Source organism: Hoyosella subflava DQS3-9A1 (genome assembly GCF_000214175.1).
In the GTDB taxonomy this organism is placed as follows: Bacteria; Actinomycetota; Actinomycetes; order Mycobacteriales; family Mycobacteriaceae; genus Hoyosella; species Hoyosella subflava.
The window spans coordinates 892,907-914,010 of sequence record NC_015564.1 but is presented as its reverse complement, the minus strand read 5'-3'; the positions used below and the strand labels follow the sequence as shown (position 1 = coordinate 914,010).

Sequence of the window (21,104 nt, the reverse complement as noted above, 5' to 3'; positions counted from 1 at the left end):
CCGGGGTGGCTAGCTCAGTTTGTCGAACCGCTCGAGCGATTTCTTGATATCACCTTTGAGCGCACGAGATACCCCGAACCCAATCGGTCCGGCAACGAGCGGACCGGTGAAGTCCACGTCCAGTTCGACGGTCGAACCGTTCCCCGCTGAGCCGATCTCTAGCGCCAGGGAAACCTTCGTGCCACCGACGCCCTCACCACTGAGAGCCACACGACGCGGTGCCGCGTACTCGGTCACTCTCCATTCGATGCGGTTACGCATCCCCTTAACTGACACTACGGACGTCACCACGGCGCCCTCGGCGATCTCAGCGGGCAGTTCGCCACGCCAGCCGTCATGTAAAGTCAGCCACTCGCCGAAACGCGAGAGATCCGAGGCCCGCGCCCATGCCTCGTCCGGTGTGAAGTGGGTCTTGAGCGATACCTTCGTGCTTGCCATTAGGGGTAACCTTTCCGTCGGTGCGCGTCACCGGTAATTCTGATACCCACGCCACGCTCGGCGCCGGACGGCACGCGGATCATTCTCGACCCTGTCCTCCGAATCAAAGATCTTCGTGCTGCGGGCAGACACCTCGTACGCTGGCCAATCCTTCACCGGTGTCCCGTGCTGCGCGAAACTCAGCCAGTGCTGTTGCATGCGTTCGCTGAGAGTGGCGAGCTGCGAGCGCCCTCCGACCGTGGTGAGGGCTTTCGCCGCCCTGCTGTCGAGAGTTCCGAACACGGCGGGGAGCTCAGTGGCGTGCGTCGCACCCATTCGCAGCATGCGCAGCAGCCGCGGCGCAAAGTCGTACCGATACATAAAGGTAGGCGCGACCTGGCTGTGGCCCTCAGCCGCCTCGACGGTGGGATGCCAGAAGATGACGTCACCACCGATGTCGGTGGCGGCCCGGCGGCCTGGGTAGTCCGGATACGCGGCGATCACGTCGTCACGTTTGCTGGGGTCGGTCTGCGCAAACATCAACTCGATCATCGGCACCGTCGTGGGGATCGTCTCGCCCATACGGGCGAACAAGGCACCTTCCCGATCCGTCGTGCCGATGATAAGCGGAATCGGGTGCGCCTCCCCCGCGGCGAAAACCTCCGCCGGACGCCGCGGCAGAAAATCACCGTCGATGACGGGACTGAACGTCATCGTGCCGGGGAATTTGCGTACCCGACGTTCCTTCAAATCAGCGCTAGCCTCCACGAACTCCTCAGCAGGCACACGGCCGAGCACTTCCGTGGTGTGTGATTCCAGCACGTTGAGGATATCCAGGAAGTCCCGTGCAGTGCCTTCCGCTCGTTCCGGTTCATAGGCAGCCGCGACCGCGGGACTTTGCGCGATCGCACGCGCGAAAAGCCCACGCGCCTGCGGCACGGTCATCAGGGTGGTGACCGAGATCCCCCCAGCGGATTCGCCGAAAAGCGTGACGTTGCTAGGGTCACCGCCGAAACCCGCGATATTGTCCCGAACCCACTCCAGTGCCCTCACCTGGTCACGGAGCCCCACGTTGGTGTCGAATCTGCGGCCCATTCCGGAGAACGAGGAAAGGTCGAGGAACCCCAGAGCTCCCAGGCGGTAGTTGAAGGACACGAACACCACTTCGCCGCGTTCGACAAGCCGGGATCCGTCGTACACATCAAGTGAAGCGGAACCACTCGTGTACGCGCCACCGTAGATGTACACCAGCACGGGCAGTGGCTTTTCGGGGAGCCGTCCGCGTGGCGCTATCACGTTGATCGTGAGGCAATCTTCATCCATCGTGACGTCCGACGATGCGGGAGCCGTGATGCCGCGCGGGATCTCTTGCGGAGGGATCGCCCCGAAGCGAGTCGCGTCTCGGACACCCCGCCAGCGGTGTGGCAGCTCGGGCGCCCGGAAACGAAGTTCCCCGACGGGCGCGGCGGCATAGGGTATGCCTCGCCAGACCCGGGAGGTGTCTGTCACGTAGCCCCGGACCGCGCCGCTCGTCGTTTCGACGTCGGTTTCGGCAACCGACGTTTCGGGATGGTGGGTCACACCGCCCACTCTCGCGCTCATAAGTGCGTGATGTCCAACGAGCGACGAAATCGATGCCAAGGCGATAACAATTTCGTGCCCGCGGTCACAGCAAAGCCCCGGAGCGACGTGGTGTCAACTCCGGGGCTTTGGAGGGGCTCCTGCTGAGCCTGGCCTAGCGGGCCTAGTGTGCTACTGCTTTCTCCGCGCCTACACCGGTGAGTGAACGAACCTCCATTTCGGCGTTCTTCTCCAGGTTGCCCGTGTCCTTCGAGAGGACCGAACCGAGGTAACCGAACAGGAAGCCGAGCGGGATGGAGACGATGCCCGGGTTCGACAACGGGAACCATGCGAAGTCCATGTTCGGGAGCATGGCGGTCGGTGCGCCGGACACTGCTGGGGAGAAGACAATCAGAATGATCACAGAGGCGAGGCCACCGTAGATGCTCCACAGCGAGCCGGTCGTGTTGAACCGCTTCCAGAACAGCGAGTACAGGATCGTCGGCAGGTTCGCGGAAGCGGCCACCGCGAAGGCGAGCGCGACGAGGAACGCGATGTTCTGACCGTTGGCGAGGATGCCCAGCCCGATTGCGAGGGCGCCGATCACGACTGCCGTGATGCGGGATACCCGCACCTGCTTCTTCTCATCGACGTCACCGTTCTTCAGGACGTTTGCGTAGATGTCGTGAGCGAACGACGCTGAGGCGGTGATCGTGAGGCCAGCGACAACCGCGAGGATCGTGGCGAACGCGACCGCGGCGATCACCCCAAGGAGGATTGTTCCGCCGAGCTCGTAGGCCAGCAGTGGTGCAGCAGAGTTCTGTCCGCCCGCTGCGCCGAGGATGCGTTCCGGCCCGACGATAGCTGCCGCACCGTATCCGAGGATCAGGGTGAACAGGTAGAAGGCACCGATGAGGGCGATTGCCCATACAACCGATTTACGGGCTTCCTTCGAGGTGGGCACCGTGTAGAAGCGCATTAGCACGTGGGGCAGACCCGCGACGCCTAGCACGAGCGCGAGGGCTAGCGAGATGAGATTCAGCTTCGACATTTCGCTGATGCCGTACTGCGCACCAGGTGCGAGCACATCGCGGCCACCTTCAACCGTGGAGTTGACGGTGTCCTGCGCGGAGCCAAGGAGACCGGAAATGTTGAAGCCGAACTTCCACAGCACCAATGCGGACATGACGCCTGCGCCGGTAATGAGCAGGAAGGCTTTGATGATCTGCACCCACGTGGTGCCCTTCATTCCGCCGACGAGGACGTACACGATCATGAGCGCGCCGACGACAGCGATGATCAGCGACTGGGTGGCGCGGTCGTTGACGTCGAGCAGCAGCGCAACAAGACCACCTGCGCCCGCCATCTGGGCGAGCAGATAGAACAGCGAGACGACCATTGTCGAGGTCGCAGCAGCAGTGCGCACGGGCTTTTGGCGCAACCGGAAACTCAGCACGTCAGCCATCGTGAACTTGCCGGTATTTCGCAACAGTTCCGCGACAAGAAGCAGAGCGATCAGCCAGGCGACAAGGAAACCGATCGAGTACAGGAATCCGTCGTAGCCGAACACCGCGATCGCCCCGGCGATTCCGAGGAAGCTCGCGGCGGAAAGGTAGTCGCCAGAGATGGCGATGCCGTTCTGCGGTCCGGAGAATCCGCGGCCGCCGGTGTAAAAGTCAGCGGCAGTTTTGTTCGTGCGGCTGGCGCGGATGACGAAAACCATGGTCGCCGCGACGAAGAGCACGAAAATCGACATGTTGATCAGCGGGTTGCCGACCATCGAGGAGGACTCTTGAGCGAGGATGTTCATGCCGGTGTCCCTTCCATTTCCTCGCGGATCGCGGCAGCACGCGGATCAAGATTGCGGTTGGCGAAGATGATGTACCACGCGGTGATGCCGAACGTGGTGATGAACTGGCCTAGCCCTAGGAGCAGGCCGACGTTGATGTTGCCGATCACGGGCGTGCCCATGAACCCGGTGGCGTAAACCCCGAGCAGCACGTAAAGCAGGTACCACCCGAGAAAGAACACTGTCATCGGGAAGACGAAGCGGCGGAGCCTCCGTCGGAGGTCCTGGAACTCTGGGCTTGCCTGAACGCGGACGAAATCTTCAGCAGTGACAATCCGGGGCTCGGGAGTCTGCTCGGCCGGTGAGGCGAGGACTGGCGGTGCGGTCACGGTAGCTCCTCGACGGTTGCGGGCCCGGCCTTACCGGCGCCCATGGGATTTGACGTGATGCCCCGACGTTAAAGAGAGCTGAGTCACAAATGAGGGCTGTGGTTCGGGTCACAAGCCAAGCAGCATGAGCGTGCGCTGAGCGGTCAGTGGGGCGCGACGAGCGGTGAACGGTACGTGCCCGCGGACGCAGCTCTTCAGCCCCGCCCCCACCGCTCGATCGCGCGGTCGCGCACCATCCCGAATCGCTCCGGGATATGCATGCGCGTGAAGGTCCGGGCGACGTCCGGGCGGACCGTGGAGGCGGTCGCGCGGCTCACCGTGATCATGGTGAGGAATGCGAGCGGGACTGTCACGGCGGCCGGGTGTGTGAGTATTGCGGCGGCCCAGCCAGTTGAGGGGCCGAGACCGAGCACTGTGACGAGCACGGCGATGAGGCTGGACGTCCCGCCCGCAAGCAGTCCGCTCGCCGCGCCGGCGACAGTGAGGCCACGCCACCAGATTCCCAGCAGAAGCAACGGCGCGAACGTTGACGCGGCAACCGCGAACACCAACCCCACCGACTGCGACAGGTCGAGACGGGTCGCGGCGAGCGCGAGGCCCATGACAGTGACCCCCGCGAGCAGGGCGCTCAACCGGAAGTCGCGCACCCTGCCGCGCAGCACGTCAGTCGAAAGTACACCCGCCGCGCAAACCAGCAGTCCGGATGAGGTCGACATGAAGGCCGCGACCGCACCAGCGGCCACCATCGCCGCCAGTATCTGTCCCGTCAGGCCGGTGAAGACAGCGGAAGGCAGCAGCAGTACCGCTGCGTCTGACGTGCCGGTCAAGAGCAGTTGCGGCACGTAAACGCGCGAAAGCACGCCGAGGATGACGGGAAACAGATAGAAGATCGCGAGGAGGCCGATCACGATCAGGCTGGTCCAGCGCGCGAGACTGCCAGTTTTATTCGTGTAGAAGCGGACGAGCACGTGCGGCAATCCGAGCGTTCCAAGGAAAGTCGCGAGAATCAGCGAATACACCTCATAGAGCTCGATTCCCGTGCCGTCACCACTCCCCGTCCCTAAACCTGATCCGGGCTGCAGCCAGTCGGAGCCTGAAATCGGCGCGCCAGCGACGATGGGAACTGGAGTTCCTTCCGGAAGCAGCAGCTCGGTACCCGCCTCTATCGAATGCTCACCGGGCTGGAGCGTGGTCGCAGTCCCGTCCATGATCAGCGCGACGGGGACCTCTGTGCGAACGACGACATCCGTTTCGACGCTGATCGTGGTGTCTGAACTAACTGTTGGCGGCAGGGGCTCACTGAGTGGACGCTGTTCTGTCAGGAAAAACACGGCGATCGCGATCGCGGGTATCGCGAGTGCGGTGAGCTTCAGCCAGTACTGGAATGCCTGAACGAAGGTGATGGAACGCATCCCGCCGGAGGCAACATTCGCGATGACGATGCCGCCCACAACCGCGACCCCTACCCATTCGGGGAAGCCCAGGATGATCCGCAACGTGAGACCGGCGCCCTGAAACTGAGGCACCATATAGAGCCCCACGATGAGCACGACGAATACCATGGTGAGCTGCCGAAGGCGTTCGGAAGCCAGCCTGAATTCGGCGAAGTCAGGGACGGTGTAGGCACCCGAGCGGCGCAGCGGCGCAGAAACGAACATCAGCAGAAAGAGGTATCCAGCAGTGAAGCCCACTGGATACCAGAGTGCATCCGCGCCGTACTTGGCGATCAGGCCAGCAACCCCGAGAAACGATGCGGCAGAAAGGTACTCACCAGAGATCGCGGCGGCATTCAGACGCGGCCCCACCCTGCGCGACGCGACAAGGAAGTCCGAGGTGGTGCGTGCGAACCGAACCCCGAGAGAACCTACGACAACGGTGGCGAGCGCCGCCAGCAGGACAGCGGTCAGGGTGAGAACCGCACCACTGCCGTACTGCTGAAGGCCACTCATCAGTGTCTGATCTTCTCAGTGTCTAGTCTTCGACAAGCTCGGAGAACTGCTGCTCATTGCGTTCAGCTTGACGTACATAGACCCAGCCCACTCCCGCGAGCAGCGGATATATCGCGGCACCGAGCAGCAGCCACGCCAGCTGCACACCTCCTACTGTCGCCGTCGCAAGCCCCGGAACTAGCCAGAAGGCGAGCGGCAGCACGCCAACGCTGATGATGACGAGCAGCGCCAGGCGCAGCGCAAGACCGAGCTGCGTCCGCATGAGCCCCGCGACAAGTACCTCGCCAACGCGTGTCTGTTCTTCCAGTTCGATCCGCGTGCGAACTGGGCGGGCACCGGCTCGGTGAGACAGGACAATGCGCTCACGCTGCGGTCGCGGGCCACCCCGCGCGCTATCCGGATCGGGCATCGAAGTCTCCCTGCTACTTTGCTTGCCAGGATTGCATCGGGCCGCGAACAAGGCGGTCCTTCAGCGCTCGAGTGTGCCTGCGACTCACTGGCAGTTCCACAGGCCGCAGCTCCCGCTCACCCCGAAGCCTGACGACATATCCTGTGCCCGCGCTTTTGAGCCCCGTAACGAGGCGTAACGCCACCAAATAGGACCGGTGGACACGAACGAAACCAGCGTCGGCCCACCGCTCCTCCAAAGTTGCCAGCGGAATCCTGACCAGGTGCGAACCTGTCGTCGTGTGCAGCCGGGCATAGTCGCCATCCGCTTCAACCCAGCCGACCGTGGACCGGCGCACAAGGGTGGTGACTCCCCCGAGTTCTACCGGGATGACCTCGTCGGACGGCTGCGCGACGGGAGGATCTGGGGCTGATTTCTCAACTGCGCTCACTTGTTGCGCCCGGTGCTCGTGGATTCGGCGCATCGCTTGCGTCAGCCGTTCAGTCCGCAGCGGTTTCAGCAGATAGTCGACAGCACCGACGTCGAATGCGTCGACGGCACGGTCGTCGTGCGCCGTGACGAACACAACGAAGGGTGGCTTCTTGAAAGCACTGATAATCCCCGCGAGTTCGACGCCGTCAAGACCAGGCATCCGGATGTCACTGAAGACAGCGTCAATCCCCTCGCTGCGGAGGATCCGCAGTGCGCTCGTCGCATCGTTCGCTGCATGTACCTTCCCGATCCCGTCCTGCTCGCGCAACAGGTACACGAGCTCGTCGAGCGCAGGGACCTCGTCATCCACAGCCAGAACCGTCAATGGCGCGGAGTCGGCTCTTTCCATGCTGTCCATCATGCCGGGCCACCCGCGCCATGGGGCACGAGTGGTCAAGTTCAGCCACAATTCGCACGTTAGAGTGTTGGCGTGGTGAATCCTGCGCATTGCCGCGCCGCTGCTGTCGTGCTCGCGGCTGGAAGTGGCACAAGGATGGGCAGCGAGGGAAACAAGGTCTTCTTGCCGCTCGCCGGCCGGAGTCTCCTCTCCTGGACGCTTACCGCCGTTTCAGAGACTCCCGAGTTCGAGCGAACCATCCTTGTGATCCGTCCTGAGGATCGTGCGCTGGTCGATTCGATCCTCGAACGCGACGCCGCTGATAACGCCATCGAGGTGATCGAGGGTGGCTCCACCCGTCACGAGTCGGAGTTCAACGCGCTGAAGCATCTGGCAGCAGACATCGAGGCAGAAAGCATCGATGTCGTGGTGGTCCACGACGCAGCGCGGCCGCTTGCTGGAGTCGACATGATGCGGGCTGCGGTTTCTGTGGCGCACGAATTCGGAGGTGCAGTCCCCGCTCTGCCCGCAGCGGGACTGGTGCGTGTCAACGCTGAGGGTGAGATCTGCGCAGTACCGGAACGGGACCTTGTCCGCGTCCAGACGCCCCAGGCATTTCGTGCCCAGCCATTGCTCATGGCGTTCGAGGCCGCTGTTGCAGCCGGTTTCGAGGGGACCGACACGGCAGCAAGCGTCGAGAACTTCGCAGACCTCACCATCCGGACATTTCCGGGGAGCGAACGCAACCTCAAAGTCACCTTCGCGCATGACTTGTCTCTCGCCGAGCGACTGCTGGATTAGCGCTGACCTTCCCGGCGGCACTCAATAATAGCGTTCACTAGTGCGCTGTCTTGGGGGATCTTCGCGGCGAACGCGTCGGGGTCACCGTCAACGAGCGCGACCGTGAAGCCGAGCCGGACCGCCACGGTGAGTTCATCGTACGGCGATTGGACCGCGGTGTTGTCCGCAATCTGCTGCAGCACCCCCGCGCGGAACCCGCGCGGGAACTGAACGGAGCGCAGCAGCGACCGATCGACTGTTTCTGCAATAACCCCGGAATGATCAACGGCTTTCACGCTGTCGATCATCGAGAGTGCCGGTACCGCCACGTCACAGGCGCCTTCGAGCAACCGGTCCACGACCCTCTTCCAGAGCGAAGAAGACGCCAGGGGGTACCGCAGATCGTGCAGCACAACCTGAGCTTCTGAATAGTCTGATTCGGCAAGCTCAGACAGTGCAGCAGTCACGCAGTCCCGTCGCGTGCCCTCCCCGTCCGCTGCGATGACCTCGACTGAGCGAAGTTCCGAGGCGGCCACCACCTCTCGTACCTCTGCAATCAGGGACGTGACGACCGGAACGAGGGTTTTCGTGCCGACGGCGGCCCCGGCGAGCATGGCGCGCAGACAGTAAACAAGGGGCGTATCGTGGCCCAGTCGCGAGAATATTGCTGCCCGATTGTCCGCGAAGTCGCGGGGTACGGGTAATACCAACACAGGATCAGTCATGTCCTCGCATCCCCTACGCTGTCACACCCTGGCGGAACTTCGGCACGCGCAACACGACCCTAGTACCGGCCCCGACTGCAGTCTCGACGACCAGCCCATAATCATCACCGAATACGGCACGCAAACGTTCGTCCACGTTGCTGAGCCCAATATGGGTGTCGTGCGGGTCGGAATCAAATGCCCCCGAGCGCAATCTCTCGGGGTCCATCCCGATTCCATCGTCCTCGATACTCAGAACGCATTCCGCACCGGAGTCCGTCGCGTTGATCGCCACTGACCCCCCCTCCGGATTCCCGGCGATGCCATGCCGTACCGCGTTCTCCACAAGGGGCTGCAGCACGAGAAACGGGATGACCACGTTGAGAACTTCTGGGGCAACCTGCAAACGAACCGAGAGCTTATCTCCGAAACGTGCCTGCTCCAGCGTCAGATATCGCTCTACGTTCTGCAGTTCTTCCGCCAGCGTGGTGAACTCGCCAGCGGAGCGAAACGAATACCTTGTGAAGTCCGCGAATTCGAGAATCAGCTCGCGCGCGCGCTGCGGGTCAGTGCGCACAAACGAGGCGATCGTGGTCAGCGCGTTGTAAATGAAATGCGGACTGATCTGCGCCCGCAGCGCACGGACCTCGGCGTGTGCGAGCCGTTCCCGTGACGCATCGAGTTCCGCGAGTTCAAGCTGACTTGCCGCGTAACGCGTTACCTCTGCGAGGGTGCGCACAAGTCCTGGGCTGACAGGGCCGGTCACAACGGCCGTGAGAACCCCAGCGGTTTGCGGAAGATCCGACGCTTCACCAGTGATGATCGGCTGGGCGACGAATGCCCACACCTCGCAGTCATCGCGGTGACAATCCAAGTCGTCGTGACGGATCAGCCGCTGCCTTCCCGTGGCAACCACGTCTCGCGCCGATTCTGAGAAACTGCTCCTATGCTGCTGGCCCAGCCCCTCCCACGCGAGTACCTCGCCGTCCGCTCCACAGATCGCCATGCCCTGGGAGCCGACAAGCAGCGACAGGATTGGGGCCGACTCAGCTGCGGATTCCGCGGTTAGTCCGCGGCGCAGCACTTTCGCCGCCTCACCCGCTGTGGACAACGTCGCATGCACGGCGCGCTCTGTGGGAGTCGTGAAGCCCTGGCGGGCCCGCAGCCAGACGGCGATCGCAAGGACCCCCAGGACGGCGAGTATGACCGCGCCAGCAGCCACCGCGACAGAAGACATACGGTGAGATTACTTACGCGGGATTCTTCGTGCTCGCAGGCAGGGACGTTTGATCTTGTGACACACCCGTAACTCATTTGGCATCACTCGTGTTGCGTAAGCCCGCATCGTTGGACAGACTCAGCCGAAGCAAGCGATACCTTTTCGCGCAAAGCGGACCAAAGGAGTGCTAGATGACGCAGTACCCCCCTGGCGGACAACCACCGTATGGTGGCGGTCCCGGAGAGCCAGATGACAGCGGAACGGGCGATCAGGGCTGGAATCCGCCCTCCGAGCCGGGCGGCTACCCACCACCTCCACCACCGCAATTCGGTGACTACCCACCACCACCTCCGCCTCCAGGCGGTTTCGGGCCCCAAGGCTCGTATCCGCCGCCGCCTCCTGGCGGGGGCAGTTATGGACAGGCCAGCGGCGAATTCCGCATCGGCGACGGTGTCCGCTGGGCGTGGAACCGATTCGCCGACAACTGGGCCATCTGGGTGGGATTCACTCTCATCATCGGTGTCGTGAACATCGTCTTCTCATTCGCTGGATCAACTGGCCGCGACCCTGACGACATCTTTGCCTTCGGGTTCGTTGACCTCCTCGCCACGATCATTTCCGCGGTACTGGGCTGGATGATGATTCGCGGCGCGCTCTACACCGCGGACGGTATGAAGCCCAGCTTCGGGGACTTCGCGAACCTGAACAACATCCTCCACCTCGCGATCGCCTCGATCCTTGTCGGCATCATGACGGCTATCGGGTTCGTCCTGCTCATCATCCCCGGCCTGATCGTCGCGTTCCTCTCGATGTTCGTGACACACTTCGTGCTCGACCAGAACGTGGACGCGATCACCGGGATCAAGAGCAGCTGGTCACTCGTCTCGAAGAACGTGGTGCCGCTGCTGCTTCTGATCCTGACGCTGTTCGGCTTCGGCATCCTCGGCGTAATCACCTGCGGGCTCGGCTTCCTCGTGGTTCTGCCACTGATGACGATGCTGTCGGTCTACGCATACCGGACGCTGACGGGCCGTCAGCCCGCGCTGTAGTTGCGAGCTTTGCACTGAGCGCGCTGGCGCGGGGCACCTGTCCCGCGCCAGTAGCGTCTCAGCAGTCATACTTGATGGCTGAAGTTCAACGAGATGGGGACAGATGTCGAGCAGTTCATCCAGCGGTGATAGCGCCTCCGGAGAGTCAGGCTTTCCGACGCCTGAAGACATCCCACAGCCCGGCGCGACACCGGAACCTGGCGGCTACCCGCCGCAGGGTGAATATCCAACCGCGGGCGGATCTCTCAGTCCCGGCGCGAAACCACCCCCAGGGAACTACCTCGACCCCGGCGAGAACCCCCCAACCCCGTACGGTCCCATCAAGGGCAGCGGCGGGAAGGGGAAGCTGCGCTATCGCGGCGCGGCTGACGTCACTTTCGACATCGGTGACGCACTGCGCTTCGCATGGAACAAGTACGTCAACAATGTGGGCGCGTGGATAGGGTTTCTGCTCCTCAGCCTTGTTTTCGGCCTCATGGTCGCGTTTCCCGCCTCCATGATTTTCCTCGCCCCCGCCGGCGAGCCGGACCGTAATCCCCTGCTGGTGGTATCCCTTGCTGCGGTCGGAATCGCGATCATCGTTGCGGTACTGATTGTTCTGAGCGCTGCCATCGTACGAGGAGCACTCGATGAAAGCGCCGACGAACGCCCCGCGCTGCGGGACTTCCTCCGGCTGACAAACATCAGTCAAATACTGCTCGCCACCGTTACGGTAGCCGCCCTGACGCTGGCTGGCCTGCTGCTGTGCGTGGTCCCTGGGCTGATCGTCGGGTTCCTCAGCATGTTCACTGTGCACTTCGTTGTCGATCAGAACCAGAACGCGATCGAGGCACTGAAATCGAGTTGGCGCACCGTCATCGACAACGTAGGTCCACTACTGCTTCTGACGGTCGCCTGCTACCTCATCGTCGTGCTCGGCACCGTGGTGATCGTAGGCTTCCTCATCACCATCCCAGTATCAGCGATTGCGCTCGCCTACGCGTACCGGCGGGTGACTGGGAGCCTGGGGATATCAGGAACCTCCGACGTCGTGTAGGAGCCACTCGCCGTCGACCTTGTGCAGTGTCACGAGAAGGCGGCTCTTGTCGAGGCGGCCGTCTGGGGCGAGGACGTTTCGCACCTGCTGGTCCAGAAAAACCATTACTTGCGCATCATCGTCATTCTGGCGGTAGACCGCCGCATACTCGACTGTGCCCTCGGAGACACCCTCCGCTTCGCTGAGGAACTCTCTCAGCGATTCCGCGGCTGTCCGGTACTCTTCCTGGAACTCAGGGGTTGAGATCGCTGCGACGGAATCGTAATGCTCATCAAAGTTGTCGAACGAATAGGTGCTCACAAGTTCCGCGTACTCGGCTCCCGCCGCAGCAGCGCCAGTGGGATCCGCGCCCTCGAACTCGCTAGAGTCCGTCGCCCGGGTCGCGTCCCAGTAGAGGTAGCCGAGTACCGCACTGAGTCCCGTCATCGCTGCCAGTGCAACTGCCAGAACGGTCGTTCCGCCACGCTTGCGCGGCGCCGCTGATGCGGGTGCCTCCGATCCTGCTGCCGGGCCCTCGGAGTGTGCGTCAGCGTCGGACATGTTGGTCAATTCGGTGTTCCCATCTCGAGCAATTCCCGGAACGCCTCGATTCCGGTCGGTATCAGCAGCGGATCATCGACGATCGGTGGCCCGACTGTCTGGAATCCTGGTGTCGTGTAGCCGAGCAGACCCAGCCCGTCCGGTCTTGGTGCGGTGAGCGCACCACGGTTGGCGTGGTGTTCCCCCGGCGGACAGTACACGCCCAGATTGGGCTCGCGCGGGCTGAGGTCACCGACTACGCGGCGCGGTGTTTCGTAGTAGCAGACCGGGCCCTGAGTGACGACCAGGGTGAAGTCCGCGCGGTCCCCGATTCCGATCGACGTGAGCTTCTCCAGCGCCATTGGCATGGTGTCTGCCATGGCCAGAAGCGCGGCGTCACGGCCACCGAGTATCTGGAAGACGTCAGCGAGTCCGCGAGTGAGTTGCGCGTCGTCACTGGGCAGTTCGTCGAGCAAACGGGTCAGGCGCTGCATCACCCTCGGACCCTCGTCCAGCAGATAGTCCAGAGCGGGGCCGCCTTCGGTGAAGTCCTCCCCCACCACACGCATGGATCGCGCGGTGCCCGGCAGGGCATCTGAGGCGTCAGCGAGCGCCGCCATGGTGCGTTGCCCGTTTTCGCCGAACCAGTTGAACGTCTCGTCGTGGTCCTCGAGCACTCCAGCGAGCGCGTGCGCGTTGTCCACGATGTCGCCGATGTCATCAGACCTGTTCGCGAGCGCGGCCGACATCGATTCCGCGAGCGACCCGATTGATCCAGCATCCAGGGAATCGATTAGGACGCGCACTTGCGCGAGTGATTCGGTGAATCCGACGTTCTGCATCTCGACAGGAGCTCGTACGAGGTCGCCGTCCTCCAGGTTTCTGTCACTTTCCGCGTCGGCCCGGAACTCGAGCACCGACAAACCCGCAGGATTCAGCATCGACGCGATCGCGTACGAGTCCGCCGGTATCTGCGTACCAGGGTCGAGTGCGACATTGACATCCACGCCGCCGGTATCCGCGACATCCACTGAGGTCACCTTTCCAGACACGATCCCGCGGAAGGTTACGGGCGTGCCTGGACCGATCCCCCTGGCGTGATCAAAATGCGTGACAACGTGGATCGTTGAGCCGAACGGATTCGCTTGCGGCCCCAGCGAGTACCTAATACCTGCAGGAACGACGACGATTGCGATGGCGACGAACAACGCCAGCTGAACTAGCACAGCTTTTCTCATCGCGTGCCCTCCGTGAGTTGCCGTAACAGTGCGTTCGGGTCGCTTTCATCCGCGCGGGTACCGAAAAGCACCTTCGCGACCGATTCGGGCAGGTCGAGTGTGCCGTCGAAGCGAAGGTAATCACCCTCCTGCGCATTCGCGAAGCCATTCATGAACGCAGCCAGGACGATATGCAACTGTGTGAGTTCGTAGTTCACGGATTCGAACGCGTCAACGACGCCCCGTAGCCGCTCCGGGAACTTCGGCAGCTCTTGTTCTGTCTGGCCGAGCAGCGTCGCAAGGTCTGCGCCCGCGGCGGCGAACCGGTCGACGAACGCGCCGATTTGCTGTTCCTGTTGTGACAGTTCGGCGAGCAGTGGACCGGCGCTGTTCAGTCCACGCTCGAAGTTCCCCCGATTGCCGGCGAGTTGGGCCGTCGTGCTGGCCATCGCGGTGAGCGTCGCGTCTATCTCGTCATGCTGAGCGTTGATGGTATCGGTGATGGCGATCAGCGAATCGACGAGCCGCGCAAAGTCTCCCCCACGCCCGCGGAACGCTTCGGCCGCTTCCGTTACCACGGTTTCTAACTGATCGATCCCGCTAGCCTGCAGCACGAGACCGATGGCCGCGATGCTGGATTCGAGTTCCGGCCCGAGTTCGGTGTAGTCGCGGGTGATCACGCTGCCCGGCTCGAGCGGCAGCGCGGCAGGTTCAGCTGGCATCCGCATCCGCACGTACGGGTTACCGAGAAGGGTAGGCAACTCCACGCGCACAGAGACGTTGCTGGGCAGTTCGACGTCGCCGTCGAGGCGCATCGTCAGCACTGCCTGGCCACCGTCGGGCCGCAAGTCACTGATACGCCCGATGAGCCGCTGCCCGAGGCGCACCTCACTGCCTACGTTGAGGAGATCCGCGCTCTGCACCACTGCGTCGATCGAGTACGTATCGCGCCCCTGCGCCCAGTCCGTCGGGATCTGGTCCATCCCGATGGAGCATCCCGAAACCATCACCGCGGCGCACAGGCCGATCAGCGCGTGCCTGGACCTGGAGTACACAGTCATTGTCAGCGCCCTCCCGCTTCGAGGATTCCGCGGATGCCGAGCGGATCGGACAGACTGATGGGCAGCGAGATTGGGTTTGTCAGCCCCATCCCGGTACAGATTGGCGGTGGTACGGGACCACATACTCCCTGGTCCTGCAGGCCTGACAACTGCTGGAGTTCGGAAGCCACATTGAGACGAATGCGTGCGCGGCCGTCGTCACCGATCAGGTTGCTGATGTTTCCCATGATCAGCGGCAGAAGGTCGACCAGGTCGGCAAGCTCACTAGGATTGGCGGCAACCGCGTCGACTAGTTGCCTGATGTCTTCCATGACCAGCGGAAAATCGTCCCCGCGCTGGTCGATCAGGAGGTCGATCTCTTCGTAGAAGCCGCGGAAAGACGTCATGAGTTCCGCGACATTGGCTTCTTCTGCCACGGCCTGCTCACTGAGTATCGCAAGCGACCCAGCGAAGCTCCTGATTTCTTGTTCCCGGTCTGACACGAGCCTCGCTACGTCCCCCAGTACGGCGATGATCTCGTCGAATTCTTCGGTGTGAGCGCCAGCGATACGCGACGCCGCCGCCATCTCCTGGATCATCACGTTCGTGTCAGGACCTATCCCGTCAAATGACGTGGCGACCCGGTCGATCGCGCCCCCAATACCAGCGCCGGTGCTCAGCGCTTCACCGAGGTGATTGAACGATTGCAGCAGATCGTCGAAAGCAATCGGAACGTGTGTTCGCGTGCGCGGCAGTGTGCCGCCGTCCGGGAATTCCGGTCCGCTGATGTAGCGCGGCGTGAGTTCGATATAGCGATCGGCGAGGATCGACCGGTTCACGATGTACGCTTCCGCGTCTTCCGGAATGGGGACATCGCGGTCCAGCATCATCTCGACACGGACATGATCGCCCAGCGCCTGCACAGACGTCACACGGCCGACCTCGATGCCGAGGACCAGGACCGGACTATCAGGGTAGACGCCGGACGCCGACGTGAACTCCGCCACCATCTGCTTGCGGTCGTCCCTGAGGAACGCGGCCCAGACAATCGCGAATACCAGCGCGATGACAAGTACCAGCACAAGCATACGAACGAGGTGGGAACGAGTAGAACGCAGTGTGGTCACCATTATTGGCACCCCTCGACCGCGCCGAGCAGACACAACAGGTTGTCCGGGATGATTGTGGTCGGGGTGTTCACGTCGACCCATGGCCCGCTGCCCGTTACGTCCGCGACTTTCTGGAAAGCGGGCGCCCCCTGCTCCAGGATCGTCTCCAGCGTCGCGGCCTGGTCCGCGAGCGTTCGCATCACGTTGCGCAAGTTGGGGATCAGACCCGGACGGTCCTGGAAGAGTTCATCGAGCTGACCTGCCACGGTTTCCAATCCCTGGGTCAGGCGGACCAGCATGACATGCCGGTCGGCGAGTGACTGCAGAATGACTGATCCCTGCACCAGCAGCGAATCGAAGTTCGACTGCTGTGCGTCGACGATGCTCGCGACATCTCTGGCGAGGGTGAGCACCTGTTCAATCTGGTCGCCGCTGTCGTTGATCAGGGCGGCGGTTGCGTTAAGTGTGGTGATCGCGTCGCGCATCACCTCGGGGTTCTCTGGCAATGCCTCCACCGTCAGCTCAGTGAGCTGCCCGAGTTGGTCGAAATTAAGCCCCTCAGTTGATTCGTGGGCAGCCCGGGCGATCTCGTCGAGGCTGAACGGCACGCTCGAACGTGCCAGCGGGATCGTGTTGTCGTCGAGCTCGCCTACGCCATTTGGTTTGATCTCCAAATACATCTTTCCGAGTACCGTGCGAAGCTTCACGGCGGCGGTGGTTCGTTCGCCGAGCGTGATGCGCCGCTCAACCCGGAAGTCAGCGCGGACGTTCGGACCGTCGAGCACGATTTGGTCGACCTTGCCCGCGGGCACACCAGCGACATAGATCGGGTCGCCTGGTGATAGCCCGCCGGACTCTGCCAATTCGACGCTGTACGAGGTGGTTCGCAGCAGATAGGTGACCTGGGGAAGTACGCTCGCGCCGACGAACAGCGCCCCGACTAGAGCGATCCCGACGAGCCCAATCAGTCCGGGGCGGCGCACGCGCAAGGTGGTCGCGCCCGACGAGGTCAGTGTGCGCCACAGGTCCTTGATCGAAGTCGACGCGCTCATCGGCACACCGCCGAGTGGCCGCCACCAGCAAGCTGGAAGATGTCGACTTCCACACCCTCGACCTTGATGGACAGCGTGCAGAGATACAGCGTGAGCCACGAACCGTAGTCACCGATCATATTCACCGACGCCGCAAGACGCTCCAGGGATCCGAGCAGCGCGACGAAGGTGTCAGTGTTGTCAATCCACGTGTCTGTCATTGTCTTCGCCCGTTCGATCGTGGCGTCGAGGTTGTCGAACGATGATCCGCTGACGAATTCAGCAAGATTGTCGGCGGTGGTCGAACCATCTTCGAGGATCGTGATGACATCGTCGTTCTGCGCGGCGATCCGCTCCGCGAGAATGGTCACCGCTCCGAACGCGGACTCGACGTCGCTGCCCTGATCGACCACGGTGTCCAGGACGATCGCGAGGTCGTCCGCGAGAGTATCGATCAGCGCCGACCGCTCGACGAACACCCCTGCAGCGTCCACCATGCCGACGAGCAGCGTCTCGAGCGCGTCGGTGTTTCCTTCGAGAGCCTGGATCGCCGCGGCAGCTATCTCGTTGAGCCGGTTCGGTTCGATCGCTGCGAAAAGCGGCTTGAAACCATTGAACAGTTCGGTGACGTCGACAGGCTCACGCGTCTGAGAAAGCGGGATCGTCGCATCAGGTTCCAGCGTTTCCGCTGCGTTTTCCGGGTCGGTCAACGCGAGATAGCGTACGCCGAGCATGTCGGCGAACCGCACTGCCGCCGTGACGTCTCCGGGCAACGGGTGATCAGCGGTGATCGACATCGATACGAGTGCGTGTTCCCGCCCCTCCGGGGTGCGCACGAAGGAAAGATCACTGACCTTCCCGACCCGTACCCCCGCGAGAGTGACGTCGTTGCCCACCTGCAGTCCAGTGATGTCAGTGAATTCAGCGTGATAAGTGACGGCTCGACCGGGCACGGGCCGGGCAAGTGTCTGCCAAATGCTGAGTCCCGCTACCAGGGCAACGATGACGAACGCGGCGACGACCACCGCGGCGCCCCACCTGAATTTCATTCGTCCTCCAGGATTTCTACGACGTTCCCGCTGATCAGCGGGCGCAACAGCATGTTCGCTGCAGCACTCGGCGCACTAGCGTCAGTCCTATCACCGCGCGGGCCGGCAAGTTCTTCCTCGAGCATCCGGACCACGTCAGCTTCGTCGAAGGCCCCCACGAAGTTCTCCGGAATTGACTGGATTTCACGGACCGTCGACGGTGTCGATTGCCGGGGTGGCACCACCACGCCGGGTGGCGGGCATGTAGGTCCAGCGAGGCCGGGATAGCGCGGGCATTCATTGGCCGTGTAGGGCAACGGGTCTTCGAAACCCGGGACCGCGACGATGTTGAAGCGGCCCGTGCTGAAAGACGGTGCCGCCGCTTCTCCCAAGGGCCGGAGCTGCTGGAGCGTTTCGGCGAGCATCGTGCCGCGCGTGCCAGGGGTGCTGAACGAGGGACCGCCGTCGGCGCCTTTGACGACGATGACGAACGATTGAGCGCGGGGCGCGAACAAGGTGCTGACAGCGTTGAACAAGCCCGCAGCTTCGCCAAGCCCCTCTGCGATACGGTCCTTCCGTGGCAGCACCCGCTCGGCAAGGACGGTCGCCTCGTTGAACGCGGCGATCGTGTCCGGGGTGCCACCGTCAAGGTTGCGCGCGACCCTGCTGACATCGCCGATGACGGTCCCGCCGATCGCCGGAGCGAACGACTCGGTGAAGTTTGCCGAGCGCGTAATGAGTTCACCGAACTGGTTCCCTCGACCGTCGAAAGCTTGCGCTAATGCCGTCAGCGCAACGTTGAGGTCAGCGGGATTGAGAGCATGAACGAGTTCCATGACTTCCTCGTAAAGGCCATAGAGCTGCACTGCTTCGTCTGAGGCGTCGACCGCCAGGACGTCGCCCGGCTGGAGGCCAGGTTCCTGCCCCGAGTCCGGCGGGATGAGGATGAGCTCGGTATCACCGAATAGTGTGCGGGGTGCGATCCGGACCACAGTTCCCCGCGGGATGAGGGGGAGCGCCTCATCGTCGATCCGCATGTCCACTCGGGTGTATTCGATTCCCTCGTCCACCGTTCTGGTTTTGCCGACGATCGCGCCGAGGTAACGGACATTGAACTGATTGCCCCCGATCAGGAACCCCGCATCGGTGGGAAGGATGGTGGTGACAACGGGACGACGGTCATACATCCCTGTTCCGCGCCCCACAACAAGGACGCTGACCACCACGATGAGGATCAGAGCGACGATCCCCTGGAGGATCCGTGAGGTCATCGCGCGGCGTGTGAAGGCAAGCATCACTCGATCCCCATTCCTGGGACGGCTGGGGTGATTCCGAACAGGCCGAAGGTCAGAACCACCGCTGACATCCCAATGACAAGAATGCTGGTGCGCAGAGCGTGACCGGCCGCACGCCCAACACCTTCCGGTCCACCGGAAGCGTGGTAGCCGTACGAGCAGTGGATGACGGCAACGAATACCGCAAAGACCAGCGCCATGGTGATTGAGGATGCGAGCGCGCTCGGTGTGAGCGACTGCTGGAAGTAATAGTCATAGGTACCCCCAGATTCACCTCGCAAGACCACAACGGTGAATCGTGTCGTGAGATACGCGGAGAGAAGACCGACCATGTACACGGGGATGATGGCGACCACCATCGCGATCAGCCGCGTCGTTGCGAGGAAAATCGTGGAGTTGACGCCGAGAGTGTCCAGCGCGTCGATCTCTTCCGAAATCCGCATCGCGCCGAGCTGCGCGGTGAAACCTGTCCCGACCTTGGCAGCGAGCGCTATCGCTGCGACGATCGGCGCGACGCCCTGAGTGTTGGCGATAGCCGACACCATCCCCGAAAGGGCGGTGAAGCCCAGCAGTTCGAGACCGCGGAAAAGCTCGATACCCAGGAGCATCGCTGCGACACCCGACATCGCTATCACGACGCCGATCGTGCCGCCGCCCGAGAGGATCGCCGTAGAACCGAAACTGACGTCGCTGACCTCACGCATAATGATCTTGCGATATCGCTTGAGCGCGATCGGAACTCCGGCGACCATCCGGATCCCGAACGCGAGGTGCATCGCGAGCACCTCAAAGCCACGTCCAATAACACTGAACTTGCCAAAGAATCGTTTGGCGCGATACGTCGCCGAATGCGAACCGATGATCACATGTACTCCCCGACTGCCGGAACGAGCGTGATGTAGAGCTGCGAAAGAACCACGTTCACGACGAACACCGCGATGAAAGCCAGGACCACCGCTTCGTTGACTGCGTTCGCCACACCCGCAGGGCCGCCCCGCGCATGAAGCCCCTTGAACGCGCAGATCAGCGCGGACACAATGGCGAAGCAGATCGCCTTGATCGTGGCCATCAGGAAGTCACTCACCCGTCCGTAGGACGTGAGGGTCATCAAGAAGGCACCCGGTGATTCGCCAACAACGAGCACCTGATTGATGAACGTGATGAAGACACCGGCGAACGTCACCATGCTCACCATGCAGACCGCGACGAAAATCGCCGCGAATACGCGGGGCACCACCACACGCTCGATGACATCCACACTCATCACATGCAGCGCCTGGATCTCTTCCCGAATAGTCCGTGATCCCATATCGGCGCAGATCGCGGAACCTCCCACGCCCGCCATCATCAAAGCCGTCACCAGAGCTGCCGCCTGCCCGATGATCACAAACGCGACCACAGCGCCCGAGTAACCCGCTGCCCCGATCTGGGTCGCCAGCCCACCGACGATCACCGCGGTGAGCACACCGATCGGAATCATGAGCAGCAACGCAGGCAAGGTACAGACACGAAAAAGGAACTGCGCCTGGTTCACCGTCTCCGCCATCGGGAACCTGCGAAGCACAAGGGCGCGCGCACCCGTCGCCACCGTCTGCGCCGAGAATGTCACAAGTGCCCCGACCTCGTTCACCGCGTCGGGGACGAGCCCCTTCCTGGCCGAAATAACCTCGATCGTCACGGGCTCTCCTCTACCGTCGCGACAGATCAAACCAAATCTGGCTGATTTTATCAAATATAAATGTGTGTGGGGTCACAA

At 62.5% G+C, this 21,104-nt stretch carries 21 protein-coding genes; 3 read left to right on the top strand and 18 right to left on the bottom strand.

The window, feature by feature from the left end; genetic code table 11:
* Positions 1–9: 9 nt before the first annotated feature.
* From AS9A_RS04310 to AS9A_RS04280, 7 genes are all read right to left on the bottom strand, one after another.
* Positions 10–438: a type II toxin-antitoxin system Rv0910 family toxin gene (locus AS9A_RS04310; protein WP_013805691.1), complete on the bottom strand. Its 429-nt coding sequence runs from the start codon at positions 436–438 to the stop codon at positions 10–12.
* A gap of 27 nt (positions 439–465) precedes the next feature.
* A complete protein-coding gene (locus AS9A_RS04305) occupies positions 466–2,019 on the bottom strand; it encodes a carboxylesterase/lipase family protein (protein ID WP_049793655.1) in 1,554 nt (517 codons plus the stop codon).
* A gap of 142 nt (positions 2,020–2,161) precedes the next feature.
* Positions 2,162–3,787 (bottom strand): solute symporter family protein, encoded by a 1,626-nt coding sequence (locus AS9A_RS04300; RefSeq protein WP_013805689.1) that lies wholly within the window; start codon positions 3,785–3,787, stop codon positions 2,162–2,164.
* Positions 3,784–4,155 carry a DUF485 domain-containing protein gene (locus AS9A_RS04295; protein ID WP_013805688.1) on the bottom strand — a complete coding sequence of 124 codons (372 nt, stop codon included), beginning with the start codon at positions 4,153–4,155 and terminating at the stop codon, positions 3,784–3,786. The genes AS9A_RS04300 and AS9A_RS04295 overlap by 4 nt, the downstream gene beginning before the upstream one ends.
* A gap of 194 nt (positions 4,156–4,349) precedes the next feature.
* Positions 4,350–6,104: a sodium/solute symporter gene (locus tag AS9A_RS04290; RefSeq protein WP_013805687.1), complete on the bottom strand. Its 1,755-nt coding sequence runs from the start codon at positions 6,102–6,104 to the stop codon at positions 4,350–4,352.
* A 22-nt stretch (positions 6,105–6,126) separates the two neighbouring features.
* Positions 6,127–6,513 (bottom strand): hypothetical protein, encoded by a 387-nt coding sequence (locus tag AS9A_RS04285; RefSeq protein WP_013805686.1) that lies wholly within the window; start codon positions 6,511–6,513, stop codon positions 6,127–6,129.
* A gap of 13 nt (positions 6,514–6,526) precedes the next feature.
* Positions 6,527–7,333, bottom strand: a complete 807-nt coding sequence (locus AS9A_RS04280) for a LytR/AlgR family response regulator transcription factor (RefSeq protein ID WP_407636563.1) — start codon at positions 7,331–7,333, stop codon at positions 6,527–6,529.
* Between the two features lie 81 nt (positions 7,334–7,414).
* Between AS9A_RS04280 and AS9A_RS04275 the strand changes: the two genes are divergently transcribed.
* The gene (locus AS9A_RS04275; protein WP_237707874.1) at positions 7,415–8,122 is read left to right on the top strand and encodes an IspD/TarI family cytidylyltransferase; all 708 of its coding nucleotides are present in this window, start codon (positions 7,415–7,417) and stop codon (positions 8,120–8,122) included.
* Here the strand turns inward: AS9A_RS04275 and AS9A_RS04270 are convergent.
* Positions 8,119–8,826 (bottom strand): IspD/TarI family cytidylyltransferase, encoded by a 708-nt coding sequence (locus tag AS9A_RS04270; RefSeq protein ID WP_013805683.1) that lies wholly within the window; start codon positions 8,824–8,826, stop codon positions 8,119–8,121. The two genes, AS9A_RS04275 and AS9A_RS04270, sit on opposite strands and share 4 nt — an antisense overlap.
* A gap of 13 nt (positions 8,827–8,839) precedes the next feature.
* Entirely contained in the window at positions 8,840–10,042 is a 1,203-nt protein-coding gene (locus tag AS9A_RS04265; protein ID WP_013805682.1) for a histidine kinase, read from the bottom strand.
* Positions 10,043–10,215: 173 nt separating this feature from the next.
* Here AS9A_RS04265 and AS9A_RS24040 point away from each other — a divergent pair, with 173 nt between their 5' ends.
* Complete coding sequence (locus AS9A_RS24040; protein WP_013805681.1) at positions 10,216–11,073, top strand: DUF2189 domain-containing protein; 858 nt, start codon at positions 10,216–10,218, stop codon at positions 11,071–11,073.
* Positions 11,074–11,176: 103 nt separating this feature from the next.
* Positions 11,177–12,109 carry a hypothetical protein gene (locus AS9A_RS04255; RefSeq protein WP_013805680.1) on the top strand — a complete coding sequence of 311 codons (933 nt, stop codon included), beginning with the start codon at positions 11,177–11,179 and terminating at the stop codon, positions 12,107–12,109.
* On the opposite strand, the gene AS9A_RS04250 is transcribed toward AS9A_RS04255, so the two are convergent.
* Genes AS9A_RS04250 through AS9A_RS04210 form a run of 9 tightly spaced genes read right to left on the bottom strand, consistent with a single transcriptional unit; the run spans position 12,086 to position 21,026 of the window.
* Positions 12,086–12,649 carry a hypothetical protein gene (locus AS9A_RS04250; protein ID WP_049793653.1) on the bottom strand — a complete coding sequence of 188 codons (564 nt, stop codon included), beginning with the start codon at positions 12,647–12,649 and terminating at the stop codon, positions 12,086–12,088. The genes AS9A_RS04255 and AS9A_RS04250 overlap by 24 nt on opposite strands.
* 5 nt (positions 12,650–12,654) lie before the next feature.
* Positions 12,655–13,866, bottom strand: coding sequence for an MlaD family protein (locus AS9A_RS04245; protein ID WP_013805678.1), 1,212 nt, complete (start codon positions 13,864–13,866; stop codon positions 12,655–12,657).
* Positions 13,863–14,906 (bottom strand): MCE family protein, encoded by a 1,044-nt coding sequence (locus AS9A_RS04240; RefSeq protein WP_013805677.1) that lies wholly within the window; start codon positions 14,904–14,906, stop codon positions 13,863–13,865. The genes AS9A_RS04245 and AS9A_RS04240 overlap by 4 nt, the downstream gene beginning before the upstream one ends.
* Positions 14,907–14,908: 2 nt before the next feature.
* Complete coding sequence (locus tag AS9A_RS04235) at positions 14,909–16,015, bottom strand: MCE family protein (protein WP_013805676.1); 1,107 nt, start codon at positions 16,013–16,015, stop codon at positions 14,909–14,911.
* Positions 16,015–17,046 (bottom strand): MCE family protein, encoded by a 1,032-nt coding sequence (locus AS9A_RS04230; protein WP_013805675.1) that lies wholly within the window; start codon positions 17,044–17,046, stop codon positions 16,015–16,017. The genes AS9A_RS04235 and AS9A_RS04230 overlap by 1 nt, the downstream gene beginning before the upstream one ends.
* A complete protein-coding gene (locus AS9A_RS04225) occupies positions 17,043–18,074 on the bottom strand; it encodes an MCE family protein (RefSeq protein ID WP_013805674.1) in 1,032 nt (343 codons plus the stop codon). The genes AS9A_RS04230 and AS9A_RS04225 overlap by 4 nt, the downstream gene beginning before the upstream one ends.
* A complete protein-coding gene (locus AS9A_RS04220; RefSeq protein WP_148262397.1) occupies positions 18,071–19,348 on the bottom strand; it encodes an MCE family protein in 1,278 nt (425 codons plus the stop codon). The genes AS9A_RS04225 and AS9A_RS04220 overlap by 4 nt, the downstream gene beginning before the upstream one ends.
* A complete protein-coding gene (locus AS9A_RS04215) occupies positions 19,348–20,214 on the bottom strand; it encodes an ABC transporter permease (RefSeq protein ID WP_013805672.1) in 867 nt (288 codons plus the stop codon). The genes AS9A_RS04220 and AS9A_RS04215 overlap by 1 nt, the downstream gene beginning before the upstream one ends.
* The gene (locus AS9A_RS04210; protein ID WP_013805671.1) at positions 20,211–21,026 is read right to left on the bottom strand and encodes an MlaE family ABC transporter permease; all 816 of its coding nucleotides are present in this window, start codon (positions 21,024–21,026) and stop codon (positions 20,211–20,213) included. Before AS9A_RS04210 ends, AS9A_RS04215 begins: the two co-directional genes overlap by 4 nt.
* Between the last annotated feature and the right edge of the window lie 78 nt (positions 21,027–21,104).

What these genes read in the sequence shown, in the direction of transcription:
- AS9A_RS04235 (WP_013805676.1), bottom strand. Translation starts at nt 16,015, where the DNA reads ATGGTGACCACACTGCGTTCTACTCGTTCCCACCTCGTTCGTATGCTT.
- AS9A_RS04250 (WP_049793653.1), bottom strand. Translation starts at nt 12,649, where the DNA reads ATGTCCGACGCTGACGCACACTCCGAGGGCCCGGCAGCAGGATCGGAG.
- AS9A_RS04280 (WP_407636563.1), bottom strand. Translation starts at nt 7,333, where the DNA reads ATGGAAAGAGCCGACTCCGCGCCATTGACGGTTCTGGCTGTGGATGAC.
- AS9A_RS04230 (WP_013805675.1), bottom strand. Translation starts at nt 17,046, where the DNA reads ATGAGCGCGTCGACTTCGATCAAGGACCTGTGGCGCACACTGACCTCG.
- AS9A_RS04265 (WP_013805682.1), bottom strand. Translation starts at nt 10,042, where the DNA reads ATGTCTTCTGTCGCGGTGGCTGCTGGCGCGGTCATACTCGCCGTCCTG.
- AS9A_RS04310 (WP_013805691.1), bottom strand. Translation starts at nt 438, where the DNA reads ATGGCAAGCACGAAGGTATCGCTCAAGACCCACTTCACACCGGACGAG.
- AS9A_RS04305 (WP_049793655.1), bottom strand. Translation starts at nt 2,019, where the DNA reads ATGAGCGCGAGAGTGGGCGGTGTGACCCACCATCCCGAAACGTCGGTT.
- AS9A_RS04245 (WP_013805678.1), bottom strand. Translation starts at nt 13,866, where the DNA reads ATGAGAAAAGCTGTGCTAGTTCAGCTGGCGTTGTTCGTCGCCATCGCA.
- AS9A_RS04270 (WP_013805683.1), bottom strand. Translation starts at nt 8,826, where the DNA reads ATGACTGATCCTGTGTTGGTATTACCCGTACCCCGCGACTTCGCGGAC.
- AS9A_RS04225 (WP_013805674.1), bottom strand. Translation starts at nt 18,074, where the DNA reads ATGAAATTCAGGTGGGGCGCCGCGGTGGTCGTCGCCGCGTTCGTCATC.
- AS9A_RS04240 (WP_013805677.1), bottom strand. Translation starts at nt 14,906, where the DNA reads ATGACTGTGTACTCCAGGTCCAGGCACGCGCTGATCGGCCTGTGCGCC.
- AS9A_RS04285 (WP_013805686.1), bottom strand. Translation starts at nt 6,513, where the DNA reads ATGCCCGATCCGGATAGCGCGCGGGGTGGCCCGCGACCGCAGCGTGAG.
- AS9A_RS04255 (WP_013805680.1), top strand. Translation starts at nt 11,177, where the DNA reads ATGTCGAGCAGTTCATCCAGCGGTGATAGCGCCTCCGGAGAGTCAGGC.
- AS9A_RS04220 (WP_148262397.1), bottom strand. Translation starts at nt 19,348, where the DNA reads ATGCTTGCCTTCACACGCCGCGCGATGACCTCACGGATCCTCCAGGGG.
- AS9A_RS04290 (WP_013805687.1), bottom strand. Translation starts at nt 6,104, where the DNA reads ATGAGTGGCCTTCAGCAGTACGGCAGTGGTGCGGTTCTCACCCTGACC.
- AS9A_RS24040 (WP_013805681.1), top strand. Translation starts at nt 10,216, where the DNA reads ATGACGCAGTACCCCCCTGGCGGACAACCACCGTATGGTGGCGGTCCC.
- AS9A_RS04300 (WP_013805689.1), bottom strand. Translation starts at nt 3,787, where the DNA reads ATGAACATCCTCGCTCAAGAGTCCTCCTCGATGGTCGGCAACCCGCTG.